Here is an 18,710-nt window from a genome sequence, read left to right as displayed (position 1 = left end):
CGACGCTACAGGACGGGCAGTGTAGTACTGAGCGAGATTAACCTTGGATTGCCGCGGCTAGATGCTTGGCGGCGTAAGGGATGGCTTCGGTAATCTGGGAGCGAATCGATTCGGCTTGTAGTTTGGTCCAGGCTGGGTTATCCACAGTCAGTTCCGGTGAGTGAATGGCATGTTCAATTTCACCGTTATCCAGCAGGGTGAGAACGGGCAAGCCGCTTACTGGAAAACCTGCCCCAAACAGGTCATGCCAACCTTCTCGTACTTCCCCATCTTGGTGCCAGCTGCCATCGACAAAACATGGGCTGGCGATGGCTCGATGCATGCGAGGGAAAAAAGCTAAGCCGATTTGGCATAGGTCCATGTCGACGATGTCGCGGTCAGTCAGGCCTTCGATGACCTCTTGTAGGATTTCGATCAGCTCTTCAGTTTGTTGATGCATGTTGGTCTCCATTTCGAGAGGGGCTGGGCGCAGCCAATCCTGGCTTCGCGGTTTGCCTGGCAAAATGGAGATGGGATACAGGGAGTGATAATCCTCTGCAGCAATGTGCTATCTGGCTATTCTACTTCGCCTGCTTGTTTGGGCGGAAGCGAATGTAGGGCAGATAGCTGATCTGTCTGGGTTGTGGCCCGGCAGCCGGCCGTAGCCGTTTCCACTCGGCCCGCAGGTACTTAACCAGCAGGCCGACTTGGCGCCGCACGAGACGGAAGCCTGGTTCGCCGTACAACTGATCTTGCAGCCGCTCTATCGACAGGTCACGAGGGATGTCATCGAGCTCGATGATCCGGCGCCGATGCGGCGGAAGGGCGGCGATCAGGTGAATGCGCTCGCGGTATTTCTGTAGGTGGGATGGAGTCATCTGCCAGGTCCAACTGACCCCATCATGGATCAGCTGATGGTGGCCATCTAGCATTGTCAGCCGAGTTTGCTTTTGCCGCAGGTCTTGTAGCTGTTCCCGCACATGGACCCGCCCGACCCCTTCTGTTGCCATCAGCACAAACCATAGCTGCTCGGATTGGTCTTGCTGCGGATGCCCGCGTACCTGCATAGCAAAAAGAGTGCTGGTTGCTGCACCTGCGCGCTTGCGACGTGCTTTTGATTGGCGAGAAATTTCCGATTCATACAACTGCGCGAATTTCCTCGCCATGGTATCGAATTTTTCACGTTCGATATGTCCAGTGATGTAGTGATAATAGCCGTTCCCCGCGGCTTGCTGCAGGCGTTGCATAAACGTCAACTTGCTTTCGTAAAGCATATTTATCCTTGGCAGATAAGCACTGCTCAATGCGCATTGCGCAGTTCACAGAGCGGATTGCATGGTTCAGATTGCACATTGCGCTAAGGGCTAAGACAAAATTTATGCCGAGCTTAAATAAAGGAACAGCATGCACCGTTCAAGGAGGAGGGGGTGTGGGGTTGGCCGGAGTGGAGGCACAGCATAAATAGAGATTCCATTTGCGAAAATTTCTACTTAGCGAGGCATGAAAATCTGAACCCTCTCATCACTGATTTGCGGCCCAATCCCCTTGCCACTCCCTACCTTCTTCTTGAACGGTAAAGCAGCTTAAATTTTAACAAAGCCTAAATTTAGAAAATGGTTACGATGGCGATAACGATTATGGGGAGTCCTTATGGTCTTCCTTATGCATTCCCATAGGCTCCGCTCGAGCAAGGGCCTTGTCTGCTTTGGCTTTGTTCCCTTTTACTGAGCGTTCCATGACTTTGAGTCGATTTTCTATCGCGGCTTTCTTCTCAGCATCGAGTTTGTGGCTTTTCCAAAAACGGCCCTCTATGGAAAAAAATTTGGCAAGGATCTCCCTATCTTTTTTCCATTGCTTGAGTGGTATCCGTGTTATCTGGCTTAACGCTGCATCGTCATCTGGTAGTGAGTTATTTCTCCAGTAGTCGCATATGAGTAAGGTATAAGCTCCAATTTGTTGAGGGGTGAGGCGAATGGTGGATGCGATGAAATTGTCAATGTAAATAGGCATCCAAATTGAAACGTCTACCTCGGCCTTAGCTTGCAGCTTTTCTTTGTCATCGGACATGGTTTCTTACTCCAATCGTGGTTGTGAAAGTATCTTTAAAGCTGTAACGCATGCTCATAAAATCTGGATGATTTGTTTTCATCCATTGATGTCCATATTGAAATATTGGAGTGATGGGAGGTAGGTGTGAAAAATAGGCGCTTAGGTTGTTATTGCGTAAGTTTTTGATTTTAAATTGATTTTTATGATTTATTGTTGTTTTGCGAGAAAAAGCATTTCTCAAAGACATGGCGTAAAATCATTATGCGATCCGCAAAAGGGTTGTGACCTCTACACGCTGAATGTGCAGGGGCTGCCAACCCCAATTGCACGTTTGTGACTCGACCAACTCAACGCCAATTGAGCTGGGAGCTGCTGAAGCCGCGTGCCCGTAATTGGGCTGGCGCGGCTGCGAAGGGCGCTGGGAGGTGAAAACCCTCCCTTCGACCCAATCGCCAATTAGTTAGGGATTGGGCGACACGGAAACGGCGCTGCGTAGGAAATGGCGCAGTGACCTGCCATGATGTGAAAGCGGGTATATAGTCCCGCCCTGGGGATCTACCGAAAGGGGATGACCAGTGCCAGACACGGAGGCTTCTGAGGTGCCAGTAATGGCACAGGGTATTGAGGAGAAATCTGGAAATACTGGGAGCAGGAGAAATCTTGCCTCGATGGACAGCTTAATCGTGTAACGGCGCCGTTCGACGGTGCTGTCTGGAGAAAAAACAAGCCACTGACCGCAAGGTTAGTCAGGGCATGTTGAAGCGTGTTTCGAGTAACTCATCGACTTTGGAATCTCACGAGAGTGAAACTAGGTTGAAACCTGGGTAGGCGTAGCCTAGAAACATAGCGGAGTGCGGTGGCGTGGTTTTTCGGAGTAGCGCGTGGCTAACGTGGGAGCCGCCTACTGTCATAGAAACTGGATGGCACCGGTGGAGGCAGAGGCGGGGGAGATTCACTGAGTAGTGTCTAGCCGTATGGCAAGGGCAGACCAATTGGGCAGACCTGACGGATGTTCTCTTGGCGAAAGGTGATGGCAGCAACTGATGTCAAAAAGCGTTTGATTGAAACCCGTGCCGAGGGTGGCACCTCGGCTCTTTTTTGCGGAGAGACAAGCAGCACAACATATAAACAATCGGCATGACCAAAACTAGAAGTAAGATTGAAATGTGCCTTTGGCATGACTTCAAACTACTCGCCAGTCGCTTTTGCGACTGGCGTTTTTATTTTGGCACTGTTGGACAGCGCCATCATAATATTGTCGATAACATCCTGAATCCTTATTTTTCGCACCTACTCGTGGCAAAGATTGTGGACGATGATGGCCATCATTGATTTTTGATGGACATGCGAGGGTAGAAATGAAGTCTAATCCGATTGTTTATGAGACCGCGAGATCAATGCTTGCCGTAAGATTACTGCGAATTTGGGAGGTTGAACTACTGATAGGCACTAAGAAGAGCTGGATTTGGGCATGTGTCGCTCATGGATCATTTCCCAAGCCAATCAAGTTATCTTCCCGAATCACTGCTTGGCGTGGACAGGAGGTGCTGGACTGGATGGATTCACGAGGTGGACGGTAAAGTGGACCAAACCTGCCCGTGATCACGGGCAGCAGCGTTGCGCCGACTTGCCATACTCAAGTACTGCCTGCGTCGGCGCGTCTTGCCCGAGCCGTGAAACTGATTTTTGTTAGCCGCTCTAAATATATCTAATAAACGAGGGGTAATTCATATCAGCATCACTGCGAACAGGCTAGGGAGAGGGGCTTCTGTGGATTACAGGCAAGGCAGCTTATCGGCTTAAATGCCCCCTTGAAAGCGGAGAAAGGTATGCGTACCGACTGCCACATCCCCATCCCTGCGTCAGCTGGAGCGTGTCGCTTCACCTCCTCAGGCTTGAGAACGGCGAGGCGAGGCTCTCCTTCTGATACGTCCCAAAGATGGAATACATGGAAGAGTGCATCCTCGGCTACTTCCCATTCGTTGCGCGAGACATAAAAAAATCCTGCGAGTCCCTGCGTAGTCGTTTTTACTTCGATGACGAGCCTGCGCGAGTCCCTGATGTCTCGGCGAGACAAGACATCGTATCCGTCCGAGTTGCTGTCCAAGGCGACCCATTTCGGATCAGCGCCCGTTCTGAGCTTCTCATATTCCAGGGTCATGCGCTCGCCAGTTCTTCCTATTTGAGTCAGGGCTTCGTCCCTGGCACCACGCGCGCGTCTCGCCAAGTCGTCCCAAAAGGCGACGGTCTCTGCGTCCCCGTCATAGGCAAGCCCGGCCTCGACGAATATCTGTCTTAGCTCCTTCGGAGCGTGCATCAGCACCTCGCGACGCCCCGAGGAGGCTAGTTGGAGCCATGGGGGATCTCGCGCGTCGATGTGGTCCAGTACCAGAACGCGCAGTTTGGTACGACTACTAGGGACAGCTAGGGCTCGTTCTCCTCGCGGGGTAGGCTTGAGGAAACCATCCGTACTCACCGACAGCCAGCGAATGTCTAGTGCCGCGTCTAGTATGTCTTGCGGCGAAACGGCTCCCAAGGACAGAGAGTGGACCGCGCTCGGAGTTAGAGGGTAGCGCTCAGCCACCGAGAGCAGTTCTATGCAGCCGAAAGCCACACTCGGAGACATGGGTCTCATATTCCTCCTCCGAGAGAAGCCAGTAGAGCTCTAACATCCCCCTCATCGAGTCCGCTCTCGCCCACGTCCTCGTCTTCCTCGTCGGGGTCCATCGGTACCGGGGCTATCTTCAGGCCTGAGTCGTTTAGCGCGTCCGCCATCTGAGCGACCTTGAACTCGAGCCGCTGGCGGACCGTTTCGTCCACGGTTCCCGCGCATTCGACGATTTCGATGGTAGTCTGCTGGTTGGTCGGGAGGCCGAGTCGATGGATGCGATCCTCTGATTGAAGATATTGTGCGGCGTTAAAGTTCCGGTCCAAATAAATAGCATGGTGGCAGACCGTATGGAGACTTATGCCTTCCCCTGCGGCGGCGGGGTTGGCGACCATCACCATGACTCCCGGATCGTAGTGGAATAGGCGAATTTTCCCTTCGCGCGTCTCGTCGTCGTCCTCATCCCCGGCATCAACACCGCCGTGAATGAATACGGCTCCCAAATCCTGAAGGCTTTCTGACAGGAATTCGACGTTCTTCACGAACGACGACCAGATCAGCACCTTGTGTCCTTCTCGGACTAGGGAGCGAGCTCGTTTTACAACGTAGCGCAACTTGGGGCCGCGACCTTCGGCGATAGCTTGCGCAAGTTCCTTCGAGTGCGCAAAGGCGATCTCCTCGGCTAGCAGTGCCGGGTTGGACACGAACTGAAGGATTCTGGTGACGGAGCGACCCAGATGCCTGAAACGTTGCCTGCCCGTCTGGCTCAGAGCATGAGCGGCCTCTCGGGCCACCTCGCTCTTCATGAGTTCATATAGACGAGCCTGAAGGGGGTCCATCGTCAACGTCTTTCGAAGTCTAGATACGTCCGGAAGCCCCAGTTCGCTCTTGTTTGTTCGCACATAGACTGGCTTCACCAAGTCTACGACGTTCTCCTCTGTCGCCTTGATTTCGGGGAAGAGGAAGTTGAACTGCGGGAGAAGGTCTGACGGAGCCTGCGGCATCGGAGTCCCGGACATGACCAACTTGCTGACGGGAAGATGGGAGAAGCCGAGAACGGCGTCAGTAGAGATATTGTTTCTGCCCTTTATCCGGTGGCTCTCGTCGAGGAATACATGGACGCGACGGCCAGCGAGATGTTCGGATATCGTCTCCTTCACTCGGGCGAGTTGTTGATAGCTGATTATCATGAACCGCGGGTCCGCGCGCAACTGGCTGGGAATCTTATCGCCCTTTCTCAGGCGCACGAAAGCCCTCGTGCCTGGTAAGCACGAATCCAACTGTTCGTCCCAGGCGGCGAACGCGTTCTTCGGCGCGATGACCAGAAGCCGATCCTCTGGCTCAGCTCGATAGGCGAACGTCGCCAGGGCTTCGGTCGTCTTGCCCGCTCCTGGAACGGAGAACGTCGCGCCGGCTGGCAACGCGCCAAGGAGTTTTACGTTTCTGGACTGCTGTGGCGTTAAATTTCTGGCGAACCCTGCTACTTTCAGTTTTCCTTCGAGCTCCTCGTCGGAAAGTCGTACAGCCTTGGTCGCCTGGTTGTATCCGATAGCTCGCTGATGCGCAGCGCCTAGATGGGCGGTCGCAGCCTCGGTGATTTGGAAGTGCTCGTTGCTTTTGAGCCTGAAGCCCTTCAAGAGGTCCAGTATCTCTGGGCGCAGAGCTAAGAAACTCCACCACGGAACGCTCACAGCGGTCGTGCCCTCCGCGCTGGACTCCTTGGAGGACGAGATGAGCATGTCCTTGGCTATTCCGACCCAGGTACATTTTACGTCAGCCTCGTCCCAGTAGACTACAGCCCTTCGATCGCACTCTCGATAGTCGAATACCAGCACGCTCTCAACCTTCCTTTTCAGCCCGCCAGGCTTCGATTGCCTCCACTCCCAAGCGAATTTGCTCCAGTTGAGCCTTCACTCCGGCGATGGAGCTCTCCGGTCTGAGTCCATGGCCGACGGCGTTCTGGATGAGTGTATTGGCCTTCTTCAATGTTTTAGAGAGGAAGTCGGCTGTCTCGCGCTCCTTGCCTTGTTCGTCCTGTGAGCGAATCACCTCGATCACGACGTCGCGCGCCTTTTTTAGCGACTCCTCGTCCTTGCGCATCTCCGCTACCAGAGCGATTGCAGGAGGAGTCTCAGCGGCCGCGCTGTCTTCCGGTTTCCCGCTACCGAAGGCCATCTCTGCGGCCTCGTCAACTTCCAGCACGGGTAGGGGGAAGGCTTCGGCGAGACCTGTCTTGACGGCTTCCAAATGAACCTTTACCTTGGGAATGACAGCGTAGAGACGCTCTCCCGCGCCGTCTGAGTCGTCGATCAGGGAGAAGGCGGAGTGTTTGATAATCTCTCGGTCACTGGCGGAATCGGTCGCGCTCAGGGCTTTTAGAAGTTCCTGGAAGGCATACTTGTCTCCGCTCACCTCGCTCCATGTGTTGGCCTTGCCACGCGTCTCCAAATATTCGGCGGCTAGGCTGCGCATCGCGAGCAGATCTTCGACTTCGCTCTTCTTCTTTCCGTATAGTTGGCAGAGTTGCGTGGTGCTGAATCCGTGAAGTTTCTGCTTCTGGAGCATCATGGCAGCTTCAGCGTCCCACGTGTAGTCGCTCCGGATATCCTTTTCGATTTGAAGTTTCGCTTCGAGTCTGTCTAGTTCTTGCTCGTCGCAGTGGGGCAGGACCACGACATCGACGTGTCCGAAATGCCCATATTCCTTTCCGTCTTTCTGATAGAGCAGCCGCCAGCAGCAAAGGCGGCGGTTACCGTTGAGAACGAACCCGTTCTCGTCTAGAAGGAGTGGTTCGACCTGCCTGTTCGCCGATATCTCAAATTTGCGCAGAAGGCCTTCCTCCTTGACCATGCCCATAAGGATTTGGTGCTGCGACTGCTGAATGTCTTCCAGTTCGGGATCTCCGGTTTCGAAGAAGTCCGGCTGATAGTCATGGAGTGCGGCGAACTCCTGCTGGGCTGATGCCGTTCTTCCGTTGGAGATACGGTACTTGGGGAGATTGATTGGCACGCGCAGGATGGGCAGAGAAACGGTTCCTCCCTTGAAGTTCTCGACGCGAAACGTTTCGGCGTGAGGCTGGGTCAGAAGCTTCTCGAACTCTTCGCGACGATCAATGAGCGGCCATCCGAAAAAGGATTGCTTCGGCGGTGGAGGGATGACAGACGCAAGGGGCATTTGGATTCCTATTCGAATGCGAAGACGGCTATAGGCATATGGATGACCTTCCGGAATATTTGGAGCTCGGCTATCAGCCGATCCGCGTTGGCGATGTTCTGACCGAGAACTCTAGCGGCCGGAGCTGCCGGAAGGATAAAGGCCGCTGACTTGATCGAGTTCTCCATGTAAAGTTTTTGAAGTTTTAGTATGTCTGCATACATGCGCGACATGTTCCCTCCCGTTTGGATGCACAGCCCGACGTCGTTTTTTTTCGAGGCGATAGTAATCTTCGACGGAGGCTCGACTTGCATCTCTCCCGACCAGCCGGAGTTATCAAGCAGGCGGACAAGCTCCTCCCGAATCTTGGCTGCAGCTCCCTTTTTCACAATGACGTTACAGGATGCAATGGCGCTCTCGATCTCTAGGCGCGCCTTCGCTGGCAGAAGGGTGTCGGCACTTTGATGTGAGAGAGGAGTGAACTTCACGGCTTTTCCTTATTCTCGGCTTCGTTCGTAAGCCTTGTCGGACTTCTGAATGACCGGATTTTACGACATCCAGGTATGGCGTGTGGGTGTAATAATGTTACGAACGTTGCTTCATCTCGCGTTCGACTGCTATACCCCTTTCGGCGAGCTTTCGTCCGGAATGGGTATTTTTGACAGACGGCTGCGCGTGTGGTCATAGAGTGGCTGATCGTGAGGGCGAAAACGAACGGAGCCTTCGTCAGTCAATCGGAGTCGTTCCAGACCGGTTGCTGCGAATCCCTCATCGAGTTCACATCCCCAGAAACGCCGCCCGTGCAAAAGAGATGCGACACCCGAAGATGCTACTCCCGCGAATGGGTCGAACACCAAATCCCCTTCGCGGCTCATCGAGAGAACCAGCCGTTCGATCAGTCCGACGGGAAACTGGCAGGGGTGTTCGGTCTTCTCTACGTGGTTGCTCTTCACGTTCGGGATGTTCCAAACGTCCTCGGGGTTCTTGCCGAGAGGGTTCCCCGAGATCATTCCCTTCTTCGGCCCCTTGAAATGCTTCTTCCCCGGGTATTTAGAGGGAACGCGGACAGGGTCCAGATCAAAGAAGTAGTCGTCGCTCTTCGTATACCACATGACCGTCTCGTATCGTCCCGAGAACCGACGACGACTGTGCAGTCCGTGTCCGAAGTGCCAAATGATGCGATTACGTAGTTGCAGCCTGTGCTTCTTGAAAATCGGCGCAAATTCTATGTCGAGTGGAGATATCTGTCCGTCGTCCACGAAGTTTCCGACCTGCCAGCAGATCGATCCCGTTTTTTTAAGACGTGGGACGATTAGATCGATAATTCGTTCCTGCCACTCGAGGTAGCGAGAGAGGTCTTCCTTAGTTTCGTAGGATTTACCGATGTTGTAGGGCGGGGAGGTAACCACGAGGTCGAATAGTGGTTCTTCGGGCAGTCTCGACAGAAAAAACTCTGAGTCTCCCCGCCATAGAGCTGCTCTTGCGTCGAGGATGTCCTCGGGGGTAGCCCTCTTGGTATCCAGCAGAACGGCCATCTTCTCCTCAGCCTTGGTCGGTCCTTGTTTTTCTGCCATGCAGGCCCTCGCGTCGACTGCGTCTGTCTGAGTTATGATCTGAAGCATTTGTTACCATGAGCCCTTTGCGTCGGCGAAGTCCTGCTCCAGTCCTGCTGCGTCTGTCCAGGGGGCTGTCATGGCCCTTTTGATGGCAGCCTGAGAGGATGGAAGCGTAGTCCGCTACGCTGGGCTGTCTCTGTCGAAAAATATAGTGCCCTGCCAAGTTTTCTCGGAGGGCGGGGAGCACTTGCATTATTTTCGCAGGTAAGTCATGGTTGGCACAACCTGCTACTGAAATGTCCTTTGTTTACTGGATACATTTCTGGCCGCTTCCAATAGATACACGGCCATTCTTTATCGCTCGCCCGGTCGTCTGTTTAGGCCGACTTGCAGCCTTACCACTACCGCTGTGACAGTAGGTCGGCCAATACGGTCAATTATTCATGCATGGCACTCACTTTAACCACGAGGATCGGCAAGGTCTGGTGGAGCCGTGTGCATGGTGAGTGGCTGGCTTTTCTACTGCCTCTAGGATCTATCCAACTTGCTGCTGGCAGACATAGCTCGACCACCATTGCATCATACGGCGGCGCTCTTCCATGTATTCGGCGCGGTTGTAGGCGGCGCGGACCCGGTTTCTTTCGACATGGGCTAGCTGGCGCTCAATGGCATCAGGGTTGAAGCCTTCTTCATTCAGGATGGTGGATGCGGTGGAGCGGAAGCCATGGACATCGGCCTTGCCCTTGAATCCCATGCGATGCAATGCCCTACGCAGCGTTTCCGGCGACATCGGACGGTTCGGGCTGTTGCGATTGGGAAAGATGTGTTCTCGTCCGCCGCTGATGGCTTGTAGCTCGCGCAAGATGGCAAGCGCGTGGTCAGAAAGCGGGACAAGGTGCGGCGCTGCGGATTTCTTGGATTTCTCGGTCAGCTTGCGGTGTTCGGGCGGGATAGTCCACAGCTTGGCGTCAAAGTCGATCTCCTCCCATCTGGCCATGCTCATTTCCCCTACGCGGGTGAAGGTGTGAAGCATCAGTTCCATCATCAGCTTGGTTTGCCGGTTGGAATCCATTTCTTTTAGTGCATGCAGAAACTCGGGCAGCTCATCGCGGTTGAGGGCTTTGCGATGCTCCACTTGCGGCGTCTTCAGTGCGTCCACCAGTGGGGCTGCAGGGTCACTGTCGCAGCGACCTGTCAGAATGGCGAGCCTGAAGATAGACGAGCAACGCTGACGTAAGCGTTTGCAGGTGTCGAGGTTTCCCGCCTTTTCCACGCGGCGCAGAACTTCTAGCAGCTCAAGAGGCTTGATGTCGTTGATGGGCGTTGCGCCGATGTAGGGGAAGATGTGAAGCTCCAGCGAGGTCATCACCCGTTCGGCGTGCTGTTCGCTCCACTCATGTTTTTCTTTGTCATGCCACTCTCCGGCGATGGCTGCAAACGTGTTTTCTGAGGAGAGCTTGGCCGCCAGTTTGTCCGCTTTGCGCTGCGCGCCTGGGTTGATGCCATCGGCCAACAATTTTCGGGCTGCGGCAGCTTTGTCTCTGGCTTCGGCGATTCTCACGGTCGGGTATTTGCCAAGGGCGAGCTTTCCGGCTCTGCCGTTGAAACGGTAGCGAAAGAGCCAGCGTTTGCCCCCTGCGGGGGTGACTTCCAGATACAGTGATTCACCATCTGGAAGCTGGTAAGGCTTATCTTGCGGCTTGGCTTGCTTTACGGCGACATCGGTCAGTGCCATTGGCGTGTACCTTTTCGTTGAGTACCTTTTTCTGTGTACCTTTCGCCCCCTATCTGGGAGGGCTGGCCTGCGTGACGCTCATTTGGACATGGCCGTGATTTCAGACAGGGGAGCGCGTGGGCTGGCTTGGCTGAGAGTCTTGGCCTGTCCCTGGTGATTAAGCGCTGGTTGTGACTAGCTTCCCTGTCGCGGACGATCGCTGCGTGGCGCGGTGTGTATGTACTTCCCAAGCATGAGTAGGGTTGCAAAAGGTACTAGAGGTATTGTGTACCTTTTTTGGGGAGGTTTGCTAGAGGGTACGCCAAAAGGTACACAGATATGGTGGATGACACTGTATGTCGCTGGACGCTATTGGACAAAGAAAAACCCGCAAAGCCTTATCTGGTAAGGGTTTTCTGGACTTTCTTGGACTGCTTTGGAAGTGTGGGTGGCGCCCCCGACAGGAATCGAACCTGTAACTGCCCCTTAGGAGGGGGCCGTTATATCCATTTAACTACGGAGACGCTTTGGAAAACTGGGCGGCGCCTAGGCGCTGCGGTCCACCGACAGGCGGGCCAGCTCGATCAGGGCCTGGCGGGTTTCCGATTCGGGAATGCTGTGCAAGGAGGCAATGGCCTGTTCGGCCATCTTCACAGCTTCATTCTTGGCATATTCCAGTGCGCCGCAGGATTGTACCGCATTCAAAACGTCGTGGAAACGGTCGCGGTTGGCGTGTTCCAGCGCTTCGCGCACCAGCGTGGCCGCCTCCGGGCTGCCGTTGCGCATGGTGTAGATCAGGGGCAGCGTCGGCTTGCCTTCGGCTAGGTCGTCGCCCAGGCTCTTGCCTATGGTTTCGGCGTCGCCGCTGTAGTCCAGCACGTCGTCGATGATCTGGAAGGCGGTGCCCAGGTACATGCCGTAGTCGGCCATGGCCTGCACCTGTTCCGGGGCGGCGCCGGAGATCAGCGCGCCGACGCGGGCGGCGGCTTCAAACAGCTTGGCCGTCTTGTACTGGATCACCTTCAGGTAATCGTCCTCGCTGACGTCGGTGTTGCCGATGTTCAAGAGTTGCAGCACTTCGCCTTCGGCGATGATGTTGGTGGCTTCGGCCATCACTTCCAGGATGTCCATGCTGCGCGTGGTCACCATCATCTGGAAGGCGCGGGTATAGAGAAAGTCGCCCACCAGCACGCTGGCGGCGTTGCCGAACAGCGCATTGGCGGTTTTGCGGCCGCGGCGCAGGTCGGATTCGTCCACCACATCGTCGTGCAGCAGCGTGGCGGTGTGGATGAACTCTATCATCGCGGCGAGTTCAAACAGGTGCGCGCCCTGGTAGCCCAGCGCGCGGCCCGACAGCAGGGTGAGCGCCGGGCGCAGGCGCTTGCCGCCGGCGGATATGATGTACTCCGCCACTTGGCGGATCAGTACGACATCAGAGTGCAGGCGGTCGCGGATGACGCGATCTACCGTCTGCATGTCAGCGGCTATCAGGGTTCGGAAAAGCGGGGTGGACACGTTTTCAACCAGTTTAATCGTTGCGATGGGTACGCCAAAGTGCGGAATCTTACCAGAAAAGCCCCCGCAGCCGCCATGCTGCCGTGTTTGCCGCATAAGTCGATGAAATTATTGACAAGTTGAGTGCGGGCACGTATAGTCTCGCGTTCCCTTGCGCATCAGGTGCGGGGATTCAATATTCAGGAGCTCATGCGAATGTATGCGGTCATAAAAACCGGCGGCAAGCAGTACAAGGTTGCCATCGGTGAAAAACTTAAAGTAGAACAGATACCTGCAGACATCGACAGCCAGATCGTACTTGAAGAAGTGCTGATGATTGCTGACGGTGAACAGGTTGTTGTAGGCGCCCCGCTGGTAGCCGGCGCCACCGTCAAGGCTACCGTGGTTGCCCATGGTCGTGGCGACAAGATCCGCATCTTCAAGATGCGTCGTCGTAAGCACTACCAGAAGCATCAGGGTCATCGTCAGAACTTCACCGAAATCCGCATCGACGCGATTTCGAAGTAAGGATAAACAGTCATGGCACACAAAAAAGCAGGCGGTAGCTCCCGCAACGGTCGTGACTCCGAAGCCAAACGCTTGGGCGTTAAGGTTTACGGCAGCGAACTGATTCCGGCAGGTTCCATCATCGTGCGTCAGCGCGGCACCAAGTTCCACGCTGGCGAAAACGTCGGCCAGGGCAAGGACCACACCCTGTACGCGAAGGTTGATGGCTACGTTGAATTCACCGTTAAGGGCGCGCATCAGCGCAAGACCGTTAACGTGGTTCCGTACACCGGCGTAGACGGCGAATAATTTTCGCTTTCTGGCACCCGAGAAAGCCCTATCCTTCGATAGGGCTTTTTTCATACCCGAGGGGCAAGGCGTGAGGGTTGGATGGCTCCAATCCTGACGCCTGACTCCTCGCTAGACAGAGGTTTTGAGCAATGAAATTCATCGATGAAGCCCGGATTGAAGTGATGGCCGGACGCGGCGGCAATGGCGTCGCCAGCTTCCGCCGCGAAAAATTCGTGCCGTTTGGCGGCCCGGATGGCGGCGACGGCGGCAAGGGCGGCAGCGTGTACGCGGTGGCCGACGAGAACGTCAACACCCTGGTGGAGTTCCGCTTCGTCAAGAAATACCTGGCGCAGCACGGCGAGCGCGGCCGCGGCGCCGATTGCTACGGCAAGGGCGGCGACGATATCGAGCTGAAGATGCCGGTAGGCACCGTGATCACCGACCACGACACCGGCGAACTGGTGGCGGATCTGACGCACCACGGCCAGCGCGTGATGATCGCCAAGGGCGGCAAGGGCGGCCTGGGCAACATCCACTTCAAGTCGTCCACCAACCGCGCGCCGCGCCAGTGCACGCCGGGCGAGGATGGCGAGCAGCGCACCCTGAAGCTGGAGCTGAAGGTATTGGCCGATGTGGGCCTGCTGGGCATGCCCAACGCCGGCAAGTCCACCTTCATCCGCGCGGTGTCCGCCGCGCGTCCCAAGGTGGCGGACTATCCGTTCACCACGCTGCATCCTAATCTGGGCGTGGTGCGGATGGACGATACCCGCAGCTTCGTGATCGCCGACATTCCGGGCCTGATCGAAGGCGCGGCCGAAGGCGCCGGCCTGGGCCATCGTTTCCTGAAGCACCTGCAGCGCACCGGCCTGCTGCTGCACGTGGTGGACATCGCCCCGTTTGACCCGAACGTGGACCCGGTGCGCGAGGCGCGCGCCATCGTCGACGAACTGAAGAAGTACGACGAGGAACTGTACAGCAAGCCGCGCTGGCTGGTGTTGAACAAGGTGGATATGTTGCCGGAGGACGAACGCGAGCTGACCGTGTCCGCCTTCCTCAACGCCTACGGCTGGCCGCAGACGCAGCCGGACGATTCCTTCGGTTTCGACATCAAGGCGCCGCGCGTGTTCACCATCTCCGCGCTGAACCACGAAGGCACCCGCGAGCTGACCTTCGCCATCATGTCCTATCTGGACGTGGTGCGCGCGGAGGCGCGCAAGGAAGCAGAGGCGCTGCAGCAGCAGGCCGCTGCCGCCAAGCAGAAGCTGATCACGCCGGAAGCGCCGACGGTAAGCGAGGGTGACCAGGCGTAACGAAAACGCAAGGTTTTCATGGTATGGAAGACGGGCTGGAGGCATATCCAGCCCGTTTTTTTATTCAATTTGGGCAAAATGTGGGGTTTTGACCGATTTTCGCTCATTTTCGTCGCTTTGTTGTACACCGATCTTTTCACGCGCCGTTACTTCACAAGTCAATTGGATGTTGTATTTTGTCCTCAGGGGAAAACGCCAAACCAGCCGCCGGTTTGAAGGACTCCGTGGCACGGAATCTGCTTAGCTTGGCTGCATATGCCCGGTAAATGATTGCGGCATAGCAAGAAAATCCGTCTTGCTAGACAAATTGCTCTAACTATATAACATGGTGCAGCCAAGCCTTAGACCTGGAACAGACTCTTGGCCTGGCCGAATCACGAGCAGTTTGCAGTTCCGTTCCGGGCGCTGGGGTGCCTGGGTGACAAAATGCCGGCGTTCTCGCCGGTCGACGAAACAAGAGTTCGCATTGCTTTGATGAGGAGAATCGCATGAAGAAGGCACTTGCTGCGCTGGCTATCGGCCTGATGGCCGCCTCCGTGGGCGCTTACGCCAAGGACTGGAAGGAAATCCGCTTTGGCGTGGACGCCAGTTACGCGCCGTTTGAATCCAAGGCCGCCAATGGCCAAATCGTCGGCTTCGACATCGACCTGGGCAACGAGATCTGCAAACGCCTGAAGGCCAAATGCGTGTGGGTGGAAAACGATTTCGACGGCATGATTCCGGCGCTGAAGGCCAAGAAGTTTGACGGCGTGCTGTCGTCGATGTCGATGACCGAGGCGCGCATGAAGGAAATCGCCTTCTCCGCCAAGCTGTTCAATACCCCGACCCGCATGGTGGCCAAGGCTGGTTCCGGCCTGATGCCGACCCCGGCTTCGCTGAAGGGCAAGCGCGTGGGCGTGGAGCAGGGCACCATCCAGGAAGCCTACGCCAAGAAGCACTGGGCCCCGGCCGGCGTGGAAGTGGTTCCGTACCAAAACCAGACCCTGGTGCTGGCCGACCTGAGCGCAGGCCGCCTGGACGCCTCGCTGCAGGACGCGGTGCAGGCCGACATGGGCTTCCTGAAGAAGCCTGAAGGCAAGGGCTTCGCCTTTGCCGGCGCCAACCTGGTCGATCCGCAAACCCTGGGCGAAGGCGCCGGCATCGGCCTGCGCAAGGAAGATACCGATCTGAAGGCCGCCATCGACAAGGCCATCGCCGGCATGCTGAAGGACGGCACCTACAAGAAGATCGAGAAGAAATACTTCACCTTCGACGTGTACGGCGGCTGATGCCGCCAGCGGGCGGGCGGCGCGGCCGCTCGCCCTATGTAGTGATGCGCCCCGCTTTGCCGGGGCGTATTGATCTGGAGGGCCGCTTTCCATTCGGCAATATAAGCTGAAGGATACGGCCGCTCGACAAGGGGAACACAATGTTTCTGGATGGATTCGGTCCCATTATCTGGCAGGGGACCCTGGTGACGCTGGAGTTGTCGGTGCTGTCGCTGCTGCTCGCCTTCGTCATCGGCCTCTTTGGCGCGGGCGCCAAGCTGTCGCACAATCCCGTGCTGGGCGGGATTTCCACCGTGTACACCACTTTGGTGCGCGGCGTGCCCGATCTGGTGCTGATGCTGTTGATTTTCTACAGCCTGCAGATCGGCATGAACAAGATCACCGAGGGGATGCATATCGACCAGATTAATCTGGACCCGTTCGTGTCCGGCATCGTCACCTTGGGCTTCATCTACGGCGCCTATTTTACCGAGACGCTGCGCGGTGCCTTCCTGTCCGTGCCCAAGGGGCAGATTGAGGCCGGCATCGCCTATGGCATGACCGGCTGGCAAGTGTTCCATCGCGTGCAATTCCCGCAGATGATGCGCTTTGCGCTGCCGGGCATTTCCAATAACTGGCAGGTGATGCTGAAGGCCACCGCCCTGGTGTCCATCATCGGCCTGGCCGATGTGGTGAAGGCCTCGGTGGATGCCGGCAAGAGCACCTACAAGGTGTTCTTCTTCACGCTGGTGGCCGGGGCGATCTACCTGCTGCTGACCACGCTGTCCAACTTCGTGCTGATGTGGCTGGAGCGCCGCTATTCTATGGGTGTGCGGGAGGCGGACCTATGATCGACATCATCCAGCAATTCTGGAAGACCTTTCTGTGGAGCGATGGCTACCACCTGTCCGGCCTGGCTGTTACCATGTGGCTTTTGGTGCTGTCGGTAGGTTTCGGCTTTATCGCGTCGGTGCCGCTGTCGGTGGCGCGGGTGTCCAAGATCAAGTGGCTGTCGCGCCCGGTGTGGCTGTACACCTACGTGTTCCGCGGCACGCCGCTGTATGTGCAGCTGCTGTTCTTCTACAGCGGCATGTACAGCCTGGACGTGGTGCGCGAGGTGGGCTTCCTGAACCACTTCTTCCGCGAAGGCTACAACTGCACCATTCTGGCGTTTGCGCTGAATACCTGCGCCTACACCACGGAGATCTTCGCCGGCGCCATCAAGGCCACGCCGTATGGCGAGATCGAAGCCGGCCGCGCCTATGGCATGAGCAACTTCACGCTGTACCGCCGGGTCATCATCCCGTCTGCCTTGCGCCGCGCGCTGCCGGCGTACAGCAACGAGGTGATCCTGATGCTGCACGCCACCACCGTGGCCTTTACCGCCACCGTGCCGGACATCCTGAAGGTTGCGCGCGACGTCAACGCCGCCACATACGACTCCTTCAACGCGTTCGGCCTGGCCGCGCTGCTGTACCTGAGCATCACCTTTATCCTGGTCGGCTTGTTCCGCAAGGCCGAAGCGCGCTGGCTTGCTTACCTGCGCCCGACCAAGAGCTGAAACACTGGGGAATCATTTAGATGGACAAGCTGACTATCAGCAACATTCACAAGAGCTACGGCGATCACGAAGTTCTGAAAGGCATCTCGCTGAAGGCCAAGGCCGGCGACGTGATCAGCATCATCGGCTCGTCCGGTTCGGGCAAGAGCACCTTCCTGCGCTGCATCAATTTCCTGGAAAAACCGAATCAGGGCAGCATCGCGCTGAACGGCGAGGAAATCCGCCTGGCCAAGGACAAGCGCGGCGAGCTGATCCCGGCCGACCAGAAGCAACTGCAAACCATGCGCACCAAACTGGCCATGGTGTTCCAGCACTTCAATCTGTGGGGCCATATGACGGTGCTGGAAAACGTCATCGAGGCGCCGGTGCATGTGTTGGGCCTGTCGCGCGACGAAGCTCTCACCCGCGCCAAGAAATACCTGGCCAAGGTGGGACTGGACGAGCGCGCCCAGGCCAAGTACCCGGCCCACCTGTCCGGCGGCCAGCAGCAGCGCGTGGCCATTGCCCGCGCGCTGGCGATGGAGCCGGAAGTGATGCTGTTCGACGAGCCGACCTCGGCACTGGACCCGGAACTGGTGGGCGAAGTGCTGAAGGTGATGCAGGCGCTGGCCGAGGAAGGCCGCACCATGATCGTGGTGACGCACGAAATGGGTTTCGCCCGCAACGTGTCCAATCACGTGATGTTCCTGCACAAGGGGCTGGTGGAAGAGGAAGGCCATCCGGACGAGGTGTTCGGCAATACCAAGAGCGAACGGTTGAAAGCTTTCCTGTCGGGTAGTCTAAAGTAAAACTATCCCTGCCAAGGGGGAAGGAAACCCGCCGGAGTCGTCAGCCGGCGGGTTTGTTTTTGGCTATGTCCCAATTACAAGTTGGTAACTACACTGAAGTAAGCCTCTCACCAGGAGCGTGATGATGGATACCCAGTCGTTTCAACGCCTGCTTGCCCAGCTAGATACCCTTAGCCGCAAACAGAGAGCCACCCTCCAGCACGCACTAGAAGCTCATTCCCGGTATGACGTACTCGCCGACTCCCTTCCTGACCTAATCGCCTGCCCGCATTGCGCAGCCCCCGCCGAGCAACTCATCGGTTGGGGCTGGCAGCGAGGCTTGCGCCGCTACCGCTGCAAAGCCTGCCTGCGTACCTGCAACGCCCTGTCTGGCACGCCCCTGGCCCGTTTGCGCCAGGCCGAGCGCTGGCTCGACTATGGCGCAGCCCTGATTCAGGGGCTGACAGTCCGTGC

The 18,710-nt window shown here is 56.6% G+C and carries 19 protein-coding genes and 1 tRNA gene; 9 read left to right on the top strand and 11 right to left on the bottom strand.

Annotation, left to right across the window (positions count from 1 at the left end):
• Positions 1-37: 37 nt before the first annotated feature.
• From QUG01_RS14410 to QUG01_RS14400, 3 genes are all read right to left on the bottom strand, one after another.
• Positions 38-439 (bottom strand): hypothetical protein, encoded by a 402-nt coding sequence (locus QUG01_RS14410; protein ID WP_500830743.1) that lies wholly within the window; start codon positions 437-439, stop codon positions 38-40.
• 121 nt (positions 440-560) lie between these two features.
• Positions 561-1,253 (bottom strand): hypothetical protein, encoded by a 693-nt coding sequence (locus QUG01_RS14405; protein WP_500830742.1) that lies wholly within the window; start codon positions 1,251-1,253, stop codon positions 561-563.
• Positions 1,254-1,614: 361 nt separating this feature from the next.
• Positions 1,615-2,046, bottom strand: coding sequence for a DUF1376 domain-containing protein (locus tag QUG01_RS14400; RefSeq protein WP_500830741.1), 432 nt, complete (start codon positions 2,044-2,046; stop codon positions 1,615-1,617).
• A 1,340-nt stretch (positions 2,047-3,386) separates the two neighbouring features.
• Between QUG01_RS14400 and QUG01_RS14395 the strand changes: the two genes are divergently transcribed.
• Positions 3,387-3,608, top strand: a complete 222-nt coding sequence (locus QUG01_RS14395) for a helix-turn-helix transcriptional regulator (protein ID WP_500830740.1) — start codon at positions 3,387-3,389, stop codon at positions 3,606-3,608.
• A 158-nt stretch (positions 3,609-3,766) separates the two neighbouring features.
• Here the strand turns inward: QUG01_RS14395 and QUG01_RS14390 are convergent, their stop codons facing one another.
• The 8 genes from QUG01_RS14390 to ispB all read right to left on the bottom strand — a co-directional run bounded on the left by QUG01_RS14390 (position 3,767) and on the right by ispB (position 12,586).
• Positions 3,767-4,345, bottom strand: coding sequence for a protein NO VEIN domain-containing protein (locus QUG01_RS14390; protein ID WP_500830739.1), 579 nt, complete (start codon positions 4,343-4,345; stop codon positions 3,767-3,769).
• Between the two features lie 314 nt (positions 4,346-4,659).
• The gene (locus tag QUG01_RS14385) at positions 4,660-6,471 is read right to left on the bottom strand and encodes a DEAD/DEAH box helicase (protein ID WP_500830738.1); all 1,812 of its coding nucleotides are present in this window, start codon (positions 6,469-6,471) and stop codon (positions 4,660-4,662) included.
• Positions 6,472-6,475: 4 nt separating this feature from the next.
• Entirely contained in the window at positions 6,476-7,810 is a 1,335-nt protein-coding gene (locus QUG01_RS14380; protein ID WP_500830737.1) for a hypothetical protein, read from the bottom strand.
• 8 nt (positions 7,811-7,818) lie between these two features.
• Entirely contained in the window at positions 7,819-8,277 is a 459-nt protein-coding gene (locus tag QUG01_RS14375) for a BglII/BstYI family type II restriction endonuclease (protein WP_500830736.1), read from the bottom strand.
• Between the two features lie 129 nt (positions 8,278-8,406).
• Positions 8,407-9,411: a DNA-methyltransferase gene (locus QUG01_RS14370; protein ID WP_500830735.1), complete on the bottom strand. Its 1,005-nt coding sequence runs from the start codon at positions 9,409-9,411 to the stop codon at positions 8,407-8,409.
• Between the two features lie 469 nt (positions 9,412-9,880).
• On the bottom strand, positions 9,881-11,080 hold the full coding sequence (locus QUG01_RS14365) for a tyrosine-type recombinase/integrase (RefSeq protein WP_500830734.1): 1,200 nt from the start codon (positions 11,078-11,080) through the stop codon (positions 9,881-9,883).
• Positions 11,081-11,508: 428 nt separating this feature from the next.
• Positions 11,509-11,583 (bottom strand) — tRNA-Arg (locus tag QUG01_RS14360).
• Positions 11,584-11,605: 22 nt separating this feature from the next.
• Positions 11,606-12,586, bottom strand: coding sequence for an octaprenyl diphosphate synthase (gene ispB, locus QUG01_RS14355; protein WP_043621180.1), 981 nt, complete (start codon positions 12,584-12,586; stop codon positions 11,606-11,608).
• 183 nt (positions 12,587-12,769) lie between these two features.
• Between ispB and rplU the strand changes: the two genes are divergently transcribed.
• The 8 genes from rplU to QUG01_RS14315 form a co-directional block, all read left to right on the top strand.
• On the top strand, positions 12,770-13,081 hold the full coding sequence (gene rplU / locus QUG01_RS14350; protein WP_043621130.1) for a 50S ribosomal protein L21: 312 nt from the start codon (positions 12,770-12,772) through the stop codon (positions 13,079-13,081).
• A 12-nt stretch (positions 13,082-13,093) separates the two neighbouring features.
• The gene (gene rpmA / locus QUG01_RS14345) at positions 13,094-13,369 is read left to right on the top strand and encodes a 50S ribosomal protein L27 (RefSeq protein ID WP_043621127.1); all 276 of its coding nucleotides are present in this window, start codon (positions 13,094-13,096) and stop codon (positions 13,367-13,369) included.
• A 131-nt stretch (positions 13,370-13,500) separates the two neighbouring features.
• The gene (obgE, locus tag QUG01_RS14340; protein ID WP_500830733.1) at positions 13,501-14,661 is read left to right on the top strand and encodes a GTPase ObgE; all 1,161 of its coding nucleotides are present in this window, start codon (positions 13,501-13,503) and stop codon (positions 14,659-14,661) included.
• A 488-nt stretch (positions 14,662-15,149) separates the two neighbouring features.
• On the top strand, positions 15,150-15,929 hold the full coding sequence (locus tag QUG01_RS14335; RefSeq protein WP_500830732.1) for an ABC transporter substrate-binding protein: 780 nt from the start codon (positions 15,150-15,152) through the stop codon (positions 15,927-15,929).
• A gap of 140 nt (positions 15,930-16,069) precedes the next feature.
• Positions 16,070-16,759 carry an ABC transporter permease gene (locus tag QUG01_RS14330; protein ID WP_500830731.1) on the top strand — a complete coding sequence of 230 codons (690 nt, stop codon included), beginning with the start codon at positions 16,070-16,072 and terminating at the stop codon, positions 16,757-16,759.
• The gene (locus QUG01_RS14325) at positions 16,756-17,469 is read left to right on the top strand and encodes an ABC transporter permease (RefSeq protein ID WP_500830730.1); all 714 of its coding nucleotides are present in this window, start codon (positions 16,756-16,758) and stop codon (positions 17,467-17,469) included. Before QUG01_RS14330 ends, QUG01_RS14325 begins: the two co-directional genes overlap by 4 nt.
• Positions 17,470-17,489: 20 nt before the next feature.
• The gene (locus QUG01_RS14320; RefSeq protein ID WP_500830729.1) at positions 17,490-18,257 is read left to right on the top strand and encodes an ABC transporter ATP-binding protein; all 768 of its coding nucleotides are present in this window, start codon (positions 17,490-17,492) and stop codon (positions 18,255-18,257) included.
• A gap of 121 nt (positions 18,258-18,378) precedes the next feature.
• Positions 18,379-18,710, top strand: a 332-nt coding sequence (locus tag QUG01_RS14315) for a transposase (protein ID WP_500830728.1), incomplete at its 3' end; no start/stop codon positions are given.

This window comes from Chromobacterium sp. CCUG 76385, from assembly GCF_059916625.1.
This window is presented reverse-complemented; position numbering and strand designations above follow the sequence as displayed.